The sequence below is a fragment of the Xanthomonas sp. NCPPB 3569 genome (genome assembly GCF_041475645.2).
Taxonomy (GTDB): Bacteria; Pseudomonadota; Gammaproteobacteria; order Xanthomonadales; family Xanthomonadaceae; genus Xanthomonas; species Xanthomonas phaseoli.
Map to the genome: position 1 here is coordinate 2,384,884 of NZ_CM192969.1, position 13,666 is coordinate 2,398,549.

The 13,666-nt window shown below is 64.9% G+C and carries 11 protein-coding genes, 1 other RNA gene and 1 pseudogene; 5 read left to right on the forward strand and 8 right to left on the reverse strand.

Features of this window, described 5'->3' with window-relative positions; all coding sequences use genetic code 11:
* Nucleotides 1-85: 85 nt before the first annotated feature.
* From dnaK to hrcA, 3 genes are all read right to left on the reverse strand, one after another.
* Nucleotides 86-2,014 carry a molecular chaperone DnaK gene (dnaK, locus tag ACCQ03_RS10350; protein WP_057679955.1) on the reverse strand — a complete coding sequence of 643 codons (1,929 nt, stop codon included), beginning with the start codon at nucleotides 2,012-2,014 and terminating at the stop codon, nucleotides 86-88.
* Nucleotides 2,015-2,155: 141 nt separating this feature from the next.
* Nucleotides 2,156-2,674: a nucleotide exchange factor GrpE gene (gene grpE, locus ACCQ03_RS10355; protein WP_017156777.1), complete on the reverse strand. Its 519-nt coding sequence runs from the start codon at nucleotides 2,672-2,674 to the stop codon at nucleotides 2,156-2,158.
* Nucleotides 2,675-2,772: 98 nt separating this feature from the next.
* On the reverse strand, nucleotides 2,773-3,804 hold the full coding sequence (hrcA, locus tag ACCQ03_RS10360; RefSeq protein ID WP_017156776.1) for a heat-inducible transcriptional repressor HrcA: 1,032 nt from the start codon (nucleotides 3,802-3,804) through the stop codon (nucleotides 2,773-2,775).
* A 137-nt stretch (nucleotides 3,805-3,941) separates the two neighbouring features.
* Between hrcA and recN the strand changes: the two genes are divergently transcribed.
* Nucleotides 3,942-5,606 (forward strand): DNA repair protein RecN, encoded by a 1,665-nt coding sequence (recN, locus tag ACCQ03_RS10365; protein ID WP_057679953.1) that lies wholly within the window; start codon nucleotides 3,942-3,944, stop codon nucleotides 5,604-5,606.
* A 683-nt stretch (nucleotides 5,607-6,289) separates the two neighbouring features.
* Here recN and fur read toward each other — a convergent pair.
* The gene (gene fur / locus ACCQ03_RS10370; RefSeq protein ID WP_005988392.1) at nucleotides 6,290-6,700 is read right to left on the reverse strand and encodes a ferric iron uptake transcriptional regulator; all 411 of its coding nucleotides are present in this window, start codon (nucleotides 6,698-6,700) and stop codon (nucleotides 6,290-6,292) included.
* 104 nt (nucleotides 6,701-6,804) lie between these two features.
* Between fur and ACCQ03_RS10375 the strand changes: the two genes are divergently transcribed.
* Nucleotides 6,805-7,200, forward strand: coding sequence for an outer membrane protein assembly factor BamE (locus ACCQ03_RS10375; protein WP_008577244.1), 396 nt, complete (start codon nucleotides 6,805-6,807; stop codon nucleotides 7,198-7,200).
* A gap of 266 nt (nucleotides 7,201-7,466) precedes the next feature.
* On the opposite strand, the gene ACCQ03_RS10380 is transcribed toward ACCQ03_RS10375, so the two are convergent.
* A complete protein-coding gene (locus ACCQ03_RS10380; RefSeq protein WP_170922369.1) occupies nucleotides 7,467-7,754 on the reverse strand; it encodes an RnfH family protein in 288 nt (95 codons plus the stop codon).
* Nucleotide 7,755: 1 nt separating this feature from the next.
* Nucleotides 7,756-8,187, reverse strand: coding sequence for a type II toxin-antitoxin system RatA family toxin (locus ACCQ03_RS10385; RefSeq protein WP_005913723.1), 432 nt, complete (start codon nucleotides 8,185-8,187; stop codon nucleotides 7,756-7,758).
* A gap of 60 nt (nucleotides 8,188-8,247) precedes the next feature.
* Between ACCQ03_RS10385 and smpB the strand changes: the two genes are divergently transcribed.
* A complete protein-coding gene (gene smpB / locus ACCQ03_RS10390) occupies nucleotides 8,248-8,751 on the forward strand; it encodes an SsrA-binding protein SmpB (RefSeq protein WP_005913721.1) in 504 nt (167 codons plus the stop codon).
* Nucleotides 8,752-8,901: 150 nt separating this feature from the next.
* Here smpB and ACCQ03_RS10395 read toward each other — a convergent pair.
* Nucleotides 8,902-11,351: pseudogene (locus ACCQ03_RS10395) on the reverse strand (S8 family serine peptidase).
* Nucleotides 11,352-11,486: 135 nt separating this feature from the next.
* On the opposite strand from ACCQ03_RS10395, the gene ssrA reads away from it, so the two are divergent.
* Both ssrA and ACCQ03_RS10405 read left to right on the forward strand, forming a co-directional pair.
* Nucleotides 11,487-11,883: a transfer-messenger RNA gene (ssrA, locus tag ACCQ03_RS10400) on the forward strand.
* A gap of 164 nt (nucleotides 11,884-12,047) precedes the next feature.
* A complete protein-coding gene (locus tag ACCQ03_RS10405) occupies nucleotides 12,048-13,232 on the forward strand; it encodes a tyrosine-type recombinase/integrase (protein WP_506185206.1) in 1,185 nt (394 codons plus the stop codon).
* Here ACCQ03_RS10405 and ACCQ03_RS10410 read toward each other — a convergent pair.
* Complete coding sequence (locus ACCQ03_RS10410) at nucleotides 13,229-13,654, reverse strand: hypothetical protein (protein ID WP_209226511.1); 426 nt, start codon at nucleotides 13,652-13,654, stop codon at nucleotides 13,229-13,231. The genes ACCQ03_RS10405 and ACCQ03_RS10410 overlap by 4 nt on opposite strands.
* Nucleotides 13,655-13,666: the final 12 nt, after the last annotated feature.

A 13,666-nucleotide genomic window follows, 5' to 3' on the forward strand; every position in this document is an offset into this window, starting at 1 on the left:
CGCAATCGAAAGTGGGAGAGTCACACAATGGGAAGGAGCGATGCCGCGGCACCGCTCCTCCCATTCTCGATTCCCTATTCCCCACTCAGGCCTTCTTGTCGTCCTTGACCTCGGTGAACTCGGCGTCCACCACGTCGTCGGCGGCCTTGGAGGCCTGCGCGTTGCCGCTGGCCGCATCGGCGCTGCCGCCCTGCTCTGCTGCCGCAGCGGCTGCATACAACGACTGGCCGGCTTCTTCCAGCGTCTTGGTGCGTGCTTCGATCTGCGCCTTGTCGTCGCCCTTCATGGCGGTCTCCAGATCCGACAGCGCCGCTTCCACCTTGCCGATCACATCGCCGCCGACCTTGCTGCCATGCTCGGTGATCGCAGTCCGGGTGGCGTGGATCAGACCATCGGCCTGGTTGCGGGCCTGCACCAGCTCCTGGAACTTCTTGTCTTCTTCGCGGTTGGCTTCCGCGTCGGCGACCATGCGCTGGATCTCTTCGTCCGACAGGCCCGAACCGGCCTTGATCTCGACCTTCTGCTCCTTGTTGGTCTTCTTGTCCTTGGCCGACACGTGCAGGATGCCGTTGGCGTCGATGTCGAAGGACACTTCCACCTGCGGCATGCCGCGCGGCGCCGGCTCGATGCCGGACAGGTCGAACTTGGCCAGCGACTTGTTGAAGCGGGCCTGCTCACGCTCACCCTGCAACACATGCACGGTCACGGCCGACTGGTTGTCTTCGGCAGTGGAGAAGGTCTGCGAAGCCTTGGTCGGGATGGTGGTGTTCTTTTCGATGATCTTGGTGAACACGCCGCCCATGGTTTCGATACCCAGCGACAGCGGGGTCACGTCCAGCAGCAGCACGTCCTTGACGTCGCCGGCCAGCACACCGCCCTGGATCGCGGCGCCCACGGCCACCGCTTCGTCCGGGTTGACGTCCTTGCGCGGTTCCTTGCCGAAGAAGTCGGCCACCGCCTGCTGCACCTTCGGCATGCGGGTCTGACCGCCGACCAGGATCACCTCGTTGATGTCGCTGGCGCGCAGGCCGGCGTCGTTCAACGCGGTGCGGCACGGCTCGATCGACTTCTTGACCAGGTCTTCCACCAGCGCTTCGAGCTTGGCACGGGTCAACTTGATGTTGAGGTGCTTCGGGCCCGAGGCATCGGCGGTGACGTACGGCAGGTTCACTTCGGTCTGCTGGCTGGACGACAACTCGATCTTGGCGCGTTCGGCCGCGTCCTTCAGGCGCTGCAGGGCCAGCGGATCCTTGCGCAGGTCGATGCCCTGGTCCTTGTTGAACTCATCGACCAAATACTCGATGACGCGGTTGTCGAAGTCTTCGCCGCCCAGGAAGGTGTCGCCGTTGGTGGCCAGCACCTCGAACTGCTTTTCGCCATCGACTTCGGCGATTTCGATGATCGAGACGTCGAAGGTACCGCCGCCCAGATCGTACACCGCGATCTTGCGGTCGCCGCCGTTCTTGTCCAGGCCATAGGCCAGGGCTGCGGCGGTCGGCTCGTTGATGATGCGCTTGACGTCCAGACCGGCGATGCGGCCGGCATCCTTGGTGGCCTGGCGCTGGCTGTCGTTGAAGTACGCCGGCACGGTGATCACCGCCTCGGTGACCTTCTCGCCGAGGAAGTCTTCGGCGGTCTTCTTCATCTTTTCCAGCACGCGCGCGGAGATTTCCTGCGGCGCCATGCGCTTGGCATCGCTGGTCTGCACCCAGGCGTCGCCGTTGTCGTGCGCCAGGATGCCGTACGGCACGTGCGAGATGTCCTTCTGCACTTCGCCGTCGGTGAACTTGCGGCCGATCAGGCGCTTCACCGCGTAGAAGGTGTTCTTCGGGTTGGTCACCGCCTGGCGCTTGGCCGAGGCACCGACCAGCACTTCGCCGTCCTTGGTGTAGGCGACGATCGAAGGCGTGGTGCGATCGCCCTCGGAGTTTTCGATGACGCGGGCCTTGCCGCCGTCCATGATCGACACGCACGAGTTCGTGGTGCCGAGGTCAATACCAATGATCTTGCCCATGGATACGCTCCTGATGAGTCTTTAGCTGTGTCCGGCGACGCCGGGTCTGGCTGAGATGTGGGGGTGGTGCGCAGGTGTTCAAGCCACCGGCGCACATCTGTGTTTCATGCCTGCGCCTGGCAGTTCAGCCGGCGCTGCGGTTCAGTCGTGCTTGGCGACCACTACCAGCGCCGGGCGCAGCAGGCGGTCGTTGAGCAGGTAGCCCTTCTGGAACACCTGCACTACGTGGCCGGGCGCGATGCCTTCGGCCTCGCCCTGGCTGATCGCCTGGTGCTGGTCCGGGTTGAACGGCTGGCCGACCGGATCGAGCAGGGTCAGGCCGTTGTCGGCGGCCACCTTGAGCAATTGCTTGTAGGTCATGTCCAGGCCGTCGCGCAGCGGGCTGGGTTCGGTGCCGGCGGCGGTGAGCCCCGCGTCCAGGCTGTCGAACACCGGCAGCAGTTCGCCGAGCAGCTTCTCGTTGGCGAACTTGCGCGCGTTTTCCACGTCGCGGGCGATCCGCTTGCGCTGGTTCTCCAGGTCGGCGCGCTCGCGCAGGGCGTCGGCCTTGACCAGGGCGATCTCGCTGCGCAGCGATTCGATCTCGGCCTTGAGCGGATCGGTCTCGGGTGGATTCTGGGACAGGTCTTCGGAGTCGAATTCGGGGTGGTCTTGGTTCATGTGCAGTTCCCGGGCAAGCGGAACGCCCGCCCCAACGTCACCCCGTATATGGGCGCCTGCGCGCGTTTCAAGCAAAGCATCGCGCCGATCGATGCCGGTTATCGCGTGCCGGGCGACTCCATGGCCGCGCCCAGCACGTCGGCGGCGGTCTGCACCAGCGGAATCAGCCGGTCGTAGGCCATGCGTTTGGGCCCGATCACCCCCAGCACACCCAGCACCTGGCCATTGGCGGCGTAAGGTGCAGTGACCAGCGAGACGTCTTCCAGCGACACCATGCCGGTCTCCTCGCCAATGAAGATGCGCACGCCCGGTGCCTGGATGGTGCGTTCAAGCAGCTGCAGGATCTCGCGCTTGCTGGCGAAGGCCTCGAACAGTTCGCGCAGGCGATCCAGGTCCGACAGGTCCTGCACGCCCATCAGCCGGGTCTGCCCGGCCATCACCATGTCGTCGGCATCGGCCGGCACCAGCGCCTCGCTGGCCAGGTCCACGCTGTGCGCCAGCAGCTGCTCCATCTCGTTCTTGGCCATGCGCAGCTCGCGCAGCAGGCAGGCGCGGATATCGGCCAGCGCGCGCCCGGCAAACTGCGCATTGAGGTAGTTGGCCACCCGTTCCAGCTCGGCTGGCTCGTAGGCGCGCCGCGGCTCGATTACGCGGTTCTGCACCTCGTTGTCGGCGAACACCAGGATCGCCAGCACGCGGCGCGCATCCAGCGCCACGAAATCGATATGCCGGAACGCGAACTGCTCGCGGCGCGGCGCGCTGACCACGCCGACGAAATGACTCATCGCCGACAGCATCTGCGAGGCGCTGCCCAGCAGCGACTGGGTCCCGTTGCCGCTGGCCAGCTCCGCGCGCAGCCGGCGCACTTCTTCTTCGCCGGGCGGCTGCATCTGCACCAGGCTGTCGACGAATACCCGGTAGCCATGCGCAGTGGGCACGCGTCCGGCCGAGGTATGCGGGGAGCTGAGCAGGCCGACGTCTTCCAGGTCGGCCAGGATATTGCGGATGGTCGCCGGGCTGACATCCAGCCCCGCATGCTGGGCCAGCGTCTTGGAGCCCACCGGCTCGCCGTCGCGGATGTAGCGCGCAATCAGGGTGCGCAGCAACTGGCGGGCGCGGGGGTCGAGCATTGGGGACTGGGACGCGCGCATGGGATCATCCGGTGAGACAGCGCATAGATAATGTCTGGCCCCGGGGATGGCAAGCGTCCGATTCCCCGTCTGCCCCTGCCACCCTAAGCTTCCCCAAAGCATTCACACTCGACCTCATGCTCAGACACCTCTCGATCAAGGATTTCGCCGTTGTCCGTGCCACCGAACTGGAATTCGGGCCGGGAATGACCGTGGTATCTGGCGAAACCGGCGCCGGCAAGTCGCTGATGGTGGACGCGCTGGGCTTCCTGTCCGGCCTGCGCGCCGACAGCGGCGTGGTCCGTCATGGCGCCGAGCGCGCCGAACTGTCGGCCGAGTTCCAGCTGCCGGCCGAGCACCCTGGGCTGGGCTGGCTGGCCGATAACGAACTCGACGACGAGGCGCAATGCCAGCTGCGCCGGATCATCCGCGCCGACGGTGGCTCGCGCGCGTGGATCAACGGCCGCCCGGTCACCTCCTCGCAGCTGGCCGAACTGGCCTCCAAGCTGGTGGAAATCCACGGCCAGCACGAGCACCAGGCGCTGATGGCCCGGCACAGCCAGCTCGCCCTGCTCGATGCCTATGCCCGCAACAGCGCCCAGCGCGAGCAGGTGCGCCAGGCCAGCCAGCGATGGCAGGCGCTGCTGGACGAGCGCGATGCGCTGTCGGCGCAGGGCGATGTCTCCGACCGGATCGGCTTCCTGGAGCACCAACTGGCCGAACTGGAGCGCGAGGACCTGGACCCGGCCGCGATTGCCGCACTGGACGTCAATCACCGCCGCCAGGCCCACGCCACCGCGCTGATCGGCGCCTGCGACAGCGTCGCCCAGCAGCTCAACGGCGACGACGGCGCCAGCGCCCTGGGCCTGTTGCAGGACAGCCGCCACGATTTGTCGCGCGTGGCAGAGCACGAACCGCGCCTGGGCGAGGTGGACGCGCTGCTGGACAGCGCTGTCATCCAGATCGAGGAAGCGCTGGCCCTGCTCGACCGCGTGCGCGACGACCTGGAGGCCGACCCGGCCCAATTCGAGGCGATGGAGCGCCGCCTCGGCCGTCTGCACGACCTGGCGCGCAAACACCGCGTCACGCCGGACGAGCTGGCCGCGCATCGCGATCATCTGGCTGCCGAGGTCGAGAGCCTGCGCGGCGCCGACGAGCGCCTGCAGCAGCTCGACAAGCACATCGAAACCGCCACCGCCGCCTGGCGCAGTGCGGCCGGCGCGCTCAGCGACAGCCGCACCACCGCCGCCGAGGCGTTGTCGGCCGCCACCACCGCGTTGATCGGCGAGTTGGGCATGGGCGGCGGGCAGTTCCTGATCCAGCTGCAGCCGCACGAGGGCGCCCGCCCCGATCCCAACGGCGCCGAACGGGTGGAATTCCTGGTCGCCGCCAACGCCGGGCAACCCCCGCGTGCGTTGCGCAAGGTCGCCTCCGGCGGCGAGCTGTCGCGCATTTCGCTGGCCATCGAAGTGGCCGCACTGGGCCTGGACAGCGTGCCCACCATGGTGTTCGACGAAGTGGATTCGGGCATCGGCGGCGCGGTGGCCGACATCGTCGGGCAGAAACTGCGCGCGCTGGGCGAAGAGCGCCAGGTGCTGTGCGTCACCCACCTGCCGCAGGTCGCCGCCAAGGGCCACGCGCATTACCGGGTCAGCAAGGCGCCGGTGGACGGCATGACCCAAAGCGCGGTCGAACTGCTCGGCCCGCAGGCCCGCCAGGAAGAGCTGGCGCGGATGCTGGGCGGCGTGGAAGTGAGCAAGGAAGCACGCGCAGCGGCTCGCAAGCTACTGCAGAGCGCCTGATCGCGTCGAGCGCTCGCAAATTCAGAGTCCCCGTTCCCTCCCCCGCTGACGAGTCTCCCTTCCCGGCTGACAAGGCTCCCTTCCCCCGCCTGCGGGGGAAGGTGCCCGAAGGGCGGATGGGGGCGAGCCCTCCGCGACGCGACCACGGCAGGCGCGACAGGCGCAACAAGCGCAACAAGCGCAACAAGCGCAAACGGTATCTCCCCGCACCCGGCGCTGCGCGCCACCGTCTCCCGCCAGCGGGACAAGCGATGCCTGGCTGCGCGTGATCTGTCGGTTGCACTGCATCTGTCGGTTGCACTGCAACCGACCACCACCTGCCCCCTTCCCCCGCCTGCGGAGGAAGGTGCCCGAAGGGCGGATGGGGGCAAGCCCTCTGCGACGCGACCACGACAGGCGCAACAGGCGCAACAGGCGCAAACGGTATCCCCGCATCCGGCGCTGCGCGCCACCTTCTCCCGCCAGCGGGAGAAGCGATGCCTGGCTGCGCGTGATCTGTCGGTTGCACCGCATCCGTCGGTTGCACTGCAACCGACCACCACCTGCTCCCTTCCCCCGCCTGCGGGGGGAAGGTGCCCGAAGGGCGGATGGGGGCATGGGCCTGCAGCAAACCCACCAACACGCCCCAGCACGCACAAGGCGGCCGAAGCCGCCCCGTCATTACATCTCTGCAGACACCGAACTCAGCGCGGACGCTTCTTGCGCACGTACAGCACCAGCGAGTGCTCTTCCAGTTCGTAGCCGTGCTTGGCGGCGATCTGGCGCTGCAGCGCCTCGATCTCCTCGCTCTCGAACTCGATCACATGACCGGTATCGACGTCGACCATATGGTCGTGGTGACCGCCTCGATCCAGCTCGTACACGGCCTGCCCGCCTTCGAAATTGTGCTTCAGCACCAAGCCGGCCGCCTCGAACTGGGTCAGCACCCGGTACACCGTGGCCAGCCCGATCTCATCGCCGTGGTCGAGCAGTTGGCGATAGATGTCTTCTGCGCTGAGGTGATGCTGGTTGCTCTTCTGTTCGAGCAATTCCAGGATCCGCATGCGCGGATGGGTCACCTTGAGCCCGACTTTGCGCAGGTCGTGGGTTTCCATACGTTCTCCGTTCATTGGCGATTTAGCGCCAGCTGCCATCAAACGGGTCGCGGCGACCGGCGGAAGTGTATCATCGGCGTGATTTCCTCAGCACTTAATCCCCGATGCGTAATCTCCTGCTGGTCGCCGCCATTGCTCTTTCCACCGCTGGCTGCGGCATCATCTACAAGCAGCCGATCTACCAGGGCAATCTGATCAAACAGAACGCCGTGGAGCAACTGCAGGTAGGCCAGAGCAAGCAGCAGGTCAGCGCGTTGCTGGGCACGCCCTCGATCCCCGACCCGTTCCATGCCCAGCGCTGGGACTACACCTCCACGCAGCGCGTGGACCGCCTGGCGCGTACCGAGATCAAGAATTTCACGGTGTTCTTCGAGAACGAACAGGTCGCGCGCTGGGAAGGCGACTATTTCCCGTCGCAGGACGAGCAGTTGGCCAAAGCCGCACCCAAGCAGTTCGGCCGCAACCTGGCACGCGACAAGAAGAAGCAACGCGGCCGTTGATACCGCTGCTCGACGGTGTCGTGATCGTCTGATCGGACCAAAACGCATCCCTTCGAACGGATGCGTTTTTCGTTTTGCCTGATGCCAAGAGGGCGCTTCAGTGACCTCGCAGGGCTGCCGCCAGGACCGATCCGCCGCGCCTTGTCCGGCATGTCGTAGGTCCAAGCGGGCCCGTTCGACTCATAGAACACATCTGATTTTGCGGGGCAAAGGCCAGCAGCGCCGGCTTTGCAGCGACCTGACCTGCTTCGCAGCGCTGGGAATCGCTAGCTATTTGAGCCTGCTTTTTTGCTTGGTCCGGCACGCCGCCGCCGCGCCTCCTTCGGGTCCAGCAACAGCGGCCTCAGCAATTCGACCCGGTCGCCATCGCGCAATACCTGCTCCGGTCGCGCGATCAGTCCGTGCACCGCATGCGCGGCAGGGGCCTGCTCCAACGCCAGACCGGACGTGGCGACGGCTTCGGCTACCGTTGCGCCCTGCGGCAATTCCAGTTGCACCGAGCTGTAGCGATCCGGCCAGGCCAGCACGACCTCGATACGCATGCCGGCGCGCACCCTAGACGTCGCCGCGGTCGGCGACGCGCACGAAGTCGTTGACCATGCGGTCGGCCAAGCCCTGAAACCCCAGCGCCAGCGCCGGGCCAAGCAGTCGCGAGCTGGTTTCGACCTCCAGGGTCAGACTCACCTTGCAGGCGCCCTCGCCCAGCGCCTGGAACTCCCACAAACCTTCCAGGCGCTTGAACGGGCCATCGCGCAGGTGCATGACGATGCGCTCCGGGCGCTCGAGGATGTTCTCGGTGGTGAACCAGGTGCGGAACGAGCCCAGCCCCAAATCCAGGCGCGCCACGATGTGCGCCTGGTCCTGCTCAAGCACATTGGCAGCGTCGCACCAGCCGAAACGGCGCGGGTAGGCGGCGACATCATTGACCAGATCGAACATGCGGGTGGCGCTGTGTTCGACCAGGGCGCTGCGACGGATGGTAGGCATTCGCTAACTTGTGAAAGACGGAAGATCGTTTGACGACACCGAATCGGCGACAATGGGCGGATGAGCAAGAAACAGACCAAGGATAAAGCAAACGGCGCGAAGGCCACGAAAACCATCGCGTTGAACAAGCGTGCGCGCCACGAATACCACCTGGAAGAACGCTACGAAGCCGGCCTGGCACTACAGGGCTGGGAGGTCAAGGCGATCCGCGCCGGCCGCGCCAACATCGTCGATGGCTATGCCTATGTGCGCTCGGGCGAGATCTACCTGATCGGCGCGCAGATCACGCCGCTGATCCAGGCCTCCACCCACACGGTGCCCGTGGAACGGCGCGACCGCAAACTGCTGCTGCACCGGGCCGAGATCGACAAGGTGCTCACCCGCGTGGAGCGCGAAGGCTACACCCTGGTGCCCACCGCGCTGTATTGGAGCAGCAACAAGGTCAAGCTGGAAATCGCCCTCGCCAAGGGCAAGCAGAATCACGACAAGCGCGACGCCGCCAAGGACCGCGACTGGCAGCGCGACAAGCAGCGCGTAATGCGGCGGCATAATCGTGATGCCTGAGGGGCCGGGATTTGGGATTCGGGATTAGGGATTGGCTACAGCGGTTTTGCGTGGCTTTTTGCACTGCTGGCTTGCGATCCACACCTGGAGAGCGGCGAGGCTAAGCCACACCGCTCTTGCCAATCCCCAATCCCGACTCACGGCTCCGAATCACGTCGCTCCAAGCATCCGCATCAAATTCGGCACTCCCCTGCCCTGCACATAGCGGTCGCGTTGCAGGTCGGTGCAGGTATCCAGCAGCAATTGCTTGACCCGGTCCGGGAAGCCGATGAACTCGCGGCGCGCCGACAAGAAGCCCGCCAGCACGCCGGAAACATGCGGTGCGGCCATGCTGGTGCCGCTCATCTCCACCATCAGGCTGGACGGGTCGTTCGGGTCGAAGTCGTAGTAGGCCGACAGGATCTTCTCCCCTGGCGCAACCACATCCGGCTTGCTGCGGCCGTCGGCGGTCGGCCCGCGCGAGGAAAAATACGACACGCCATAGTTGTGCGGGCTGCTCTTGTGCACCGAGCCGACCACGATGGCGTCTTCCAGATTGCCCGGGTCGCTGATCGACAGATCCATGTTGGCCGCATATGCGTCACCGTCGTTGCGCATCAACCAGGCCAGGCCTTCGTTGCCGGCCGCGACCACCACCAGCACGCCTTGCCGCCACAGCCGGCGTAATTCGTTGCACAACGGCGTAAACCCGCAGCCGTAGCTCTCCGGGTCGAAGCAGCCGCCCAGGCTCAGATTGACGCCATGGATGACCAGCTCGCCGGCGCGCTCGTTGATGTCGGCCACCTGCTGCACCGCCTTGATCGTCCACGAATCGCGCCCGTTTCCGGCATCGTCGAGCACCTTGAAGCCGTACAACTGGGTCTCCGGCGCCATGCCGGAGACTTCCAGCGTACGGCCGGGCGTGCCGCTCGCATCCGGGATCGACGCGCGGCACTGCCCGGCGATGATGCCGGCGATATGCGTGCCGTGGCCATGCCGATCGAGCCGGGTAAACGCCGTGCCATCGCCGCGGGTCAGCCGTTTGGGCGCACCGCGTCGCGTGCAATCCCACTGGGCCACCACGTTGTCGCGCTCACCCTTGACGAAAAAAAATGCGGGTGATCGGCCGCGATGCCGGTATCCATCACCGCCCAACCGATCTGTTGCCCGCGCGCGCGATACGCCGTGCGTGCCGCATCGGCATGCAGCACGTTACCCGATACATGGATCAACGCGCGTTTTCCGGCATCGCGCCACACCCGCCGAAAGCCCAACGCGCGGTAGCGATCCTGCAGCGATTCGATCTCGAACCGGGTCAGCCGCGCAGACACGAAACGCTGCAGGCTGTCTTCCAGCTCGATCGCCTCATCCAGCGCATCGCCGCTCAGGCCGGTGGTACGCGCAGCGGCCTGACGCACATGCTGCAACAGCAATGCGCGCACACCGGCGGGGTCGTGCCCCAACACGCGCCGATCCAGTTCGATCAGCACATCGTGTCGGTACTCCGGGCCATGCGCTTCCAGCTGTTCGCTGAGGTCCTTGATCAGCACTGCATTGGACACCGGCTGATCGAAACCCACACCCACGGCTTGGCGCACCGCGGCGCGCACCTGCGGAATCGACAGATAACCCGACGCCGAATGCGGGTTGTGCTGCCAGTCCGGATTCAAACGCGCAGCGGCCAGGTTTTCGAAACGTCCTTTCGCATTGGCGATGTCGTCGGTGAGGTCCGGGTCCAGCGCGATCGGGTCGCGCGTTTCTGCCACATTGATCCAGCGCTGTACGCACTCGGGGAACGGCAGTTTGCGCGTGCCGGTCCAGCGCTTGAACATGCTACGCACCTGCGGCAAGCCTAGTGGCGAGCCCAGGGTGAGGAACAAACTGACCTCGCAGTCGGCGGCCTTCAGCTGGCGCAGCACATCAAAGGCGATCATCGAACCCTGGCTGTGCGCCACCACCACGAATGGCCCGCCGCCTGCGCGCAGCCGCTGCGCCAGACTTTCGCGTATCAGCGCCGCACGGTCCGGCACGAAGAACAGGTCATGTACGTCCTGCAACAATGCGGCGGAAATCAGCCGTAGCAACACCCGGTTGATCGCATCGATGGCCCCCTTGGCCTGCACGCTGCCGGGCACGGACGTGCCCTGAAGCTCGTCCAGCAGCCGATGCAGATCGGCACGTTCCTGCTCGCTCTGCGCCAGCGCGTCTGCCAACAGGTGCAGGTCCTGTTCGCCCGGCACCAGGCCAAGCGTACTCAAGGCGCGCTGCACACTTTGATTGAGCGCCGGACCCACATCGCGCGCATCGCAATTGCCCGGCTCGGCCACTGGATACCGCTCGCGATTGACCCAGTACGCCAGCCGCGTGCGCTCGCCCATGGGCCGCCCGAACAAGGCCTTGTCCCACTGGCAACGCAGCACATCGGCCGGCGGCTTGTTGCCGATGCCATGGATGTAGATCACCGTACGCGCCTTGCCTTGCACGCGGGTCGCCTTGGGCTCCTCGGCGCCGGCTTGCTGCGCACGCGGAGCGCGCGGCCGCGCCGCATGTTGCGTGCTAGCAGCAGCCTTGCGCGGCAGCGCGCGTGCAGGTTTCGAACGTGGGGGCTTGCCTGTCGCCATCGCATCGCTCCTTCGTTTGCAGACTGTTCCGTCCGGTACGGGACTGAAGCCACTGTAAGCGCTGCGCATCTCACTACTTGTGACAGGGCGCGCCGATCCCTACACTGAGCCGGTCAGCGTTTTACTGCTTTCCCCGGGGGTGCACTGGTTTCGACGGGGGTCGCGAAGTCGCTTGGCGCATGCCGAGGGGGCAGCTTTCCTCGTTAATCCAGCAGCAAACTTTTAGTTGCCAACGATGACAACTACGGTTCGGACTTCGCTATCGCCGCTTAATTGGCTTTAGTTGTAGTTCTACAGCCGCCTAAGGCGAACCCCCGAACCTACTTGTGCCCGTGCTCGTAGGTGTAGGGTCATTATCACGGAACCATCGGTAGTGGCTGCCTGTCAGCTACCGGTCAGATAAAGCAGGCTGGTTTCCAGGTGCGCTTTGCCAACCGTGCTGCCTGGGAACGAGATCTAACGGAGGGCTAAGCATGTAGTGCTGGGGATGGAGTGCTTCCGGACGGCGGTTCGATTCCGCCCACCTCCACCAATGAGCGGACCGACGAGGTCCTGAGAAGGCCGGGAACCCCCGTAAAACAAGGGTTCTCGGCCTTTTTCATGTGCGACACGGTGCGTACGTGAACGTATCAAGCCCTGCGACGTTGGGGGTACATATTGGGGTATCTCGCCGACCGGCTGACACAGATACCCCCAATGCCCCTGTCTGACCTTGCAATACGCCGTGCCAAGCCCACTGATCGACCGCAGAAGCTCTCAGATGGGGGCGGCCTGTATTTGATGGTGGCCGTGAACGGTGGTCGCTACTGGCGCTGGAAGTACCGATTCGCAGGGAAAGAGAAGCTGCTGGCCATCGGCGTCTATCCCGAGGTTCCACTGGCCCTCGCCCGCCAGCGCCGCGAAGAGGCCCGCCAGCTGCTGGCCCAGGGGATCGACCCGGGCGAGCACAAGAAAGCTGCCGCCGCCGCGCGCGCAATGCTCGGCGCCAACACCTTCGAAGTGATCGCCAACGAGTGGCTGGAAAAACGCAGCTGGGTGGAGGGATATCGCGTGAAGGTGGTCGGATGGTTCAAGAACGACGTGTTCCCCTACATCGGCGCGCGGCCGGCGGCGGAACTGGATGCTCCTGAGTTCCTGGCAGTGGCCAGGCGCATCGAGAAGCGTGGCGCCTTCGAGTCGGCGCACCGGATCATGCAGAACTGCGGCCAAGTGATGCGCTATGCAATCGCCACCGGCCGCGCCAGCAGAAACCCAGTGGCAGACCTGCGCGGCGCGCTGGCGCCCGCGCCACAGCGACACCACCCCGCAGTCACGGATCCCCGCGAGCTGGGCCAGCTGCTGCGCGCGATCGACGGCTACATGGGCAGCCCCATCACACGATGCGCGCTCGCGCTTGCCCCGATGGTGTTCGTCCGTCCCGGCGAGCTGCGGCAGGCCGAGTGGTCCGAGTTCGACCTCGACGCAGCGCGCTGGAGCATCCCCGAGGTGCGCATGAAGATGCGGCAGCCGCACCTGGTGCCACTATCGCGGCAGGCGCTCGCAGTGCTGGCCGAGCTGCAGCCGCTCACCGGCCAGGGGCGCTACGTGTTCCCCAGCGCCAGAACAGCGAAACGCCCGATGTCCGACAACGCTTTGAACGCCGCATTGCGCCGCATGGGCTACGAGGTAGGCACAGTGACCGGCCACGGCTTCCGCGCCACAGCTCGAACAATACTTGATGAGGTGCTGGGGTTCAGGCCCGACATCATCGAGCACCAGCTGGCGCACGCAGTCAAGGATCCGAACGGCAGGGCTTACAACCGGACCACCCACCTGGGAGAGCGCGTTCGCATGATGCAAAGATGGGCAGACTACATGGATGAGCTGCGAAGTCTTAACTAACTAGTCGGCGTCCAAACCCATATCCCCTTTAAATCCTTGACATACTTTTGTGGGAGAAGATGGTTGTCGCAAAGCGCTGGCCCAACTACCCGCATTGCATTTTCATGCAATTTTCCACGTCTTATAGAAGGGTAGCGCAGGAGCTGTGCCTGCAACTTTTCAATCGAATATTCATGACTTATTTGGTCGCAGGCCACGAAGCTGTCATGAGTTAGAAATATATGCTCAGACGCAAAGATTTGCGGCTGAGCCTTCACGTGAGCAGTACTAGCCTGCGCAAATTCAGTCCGCTCAGAATTGATCAACACCATCCGTAGCGGCGAAGTCTGAACTACTACGAAGAACTTATCTTTCGGAGGAGCACAAAGCGTGCAACGCAGGAAGAAAACATCACCTAATGAGATACCGAGTTGCGCATTCATCCGTGATCAACA

Coding starts and splice junctions, on each gene's coding strand:
- dnaK (WP_057679955.1), bottom strand. CDS start 2,014: ATGGGCAAGATCATTGGTATTGACCTCGGCACCACGAACTCGTGCGTG.
- grpE (WP_017156777.1), bottom strand. CDS start 2,674: ATGAACCAAGACCACCCCGAATTCGACTCCGAAGACCTGTCCCAGAAT.
- hrcA (WP_017156776.1), bottom strand. CDS start 3,804: ATGCTCGACCCCCGCGCCCGCCAGTTGCTGCGCACCCTGATTGCGCGC.
- recN (WP_057679953.1), top strand. CDS start 3,942: ATGCTCAGACACCTCTCGATCAAGGATTTCGCCGTTGTCCGTGCCACC.
- fur (WP_005988392.1), bottom strand. CDS start 6,700: ATGGAAACCCACGACCTGCGCAAAGTCGGGCTCAAGGTGACCCATCCG.
- ACCQ03_RS10375 (WP_008577244.1), top strand. CDS start 6,805: ATGCGTAATCTCCTGCTGGTCGCCGCCATTGCTCTTTCCACCGCTGGC.
- ACCQ03_RS10385 (WP_005913723.1), bottom strand. CDS start 8,187: ATGCCTACCATCCGTCGCAGCGCCCTGGTCGAACACAGCGCCACCCGC.
- smpB (WP_005913721.1), top strand. CDS start 8,248: ATGAGCAAGAAACAGACCAAGGATAAAGCAAACGGCGCGAAGGCCACG.
- ACCQ03_RS10405 (WP_506185206.1), top strand. CDS start 12,048: ATGCCCCTGTCTGACCTTGCAATACGCCGTGCCAAGCCCACTGATCGA.
- ACCQ03_RS10410 (WP_209226511.1), bottom strand. CDS start 13,654: ATGAATGCGCAACTCGGTATCTCATTAGGTGATGTTTTCTTCCTGCGT.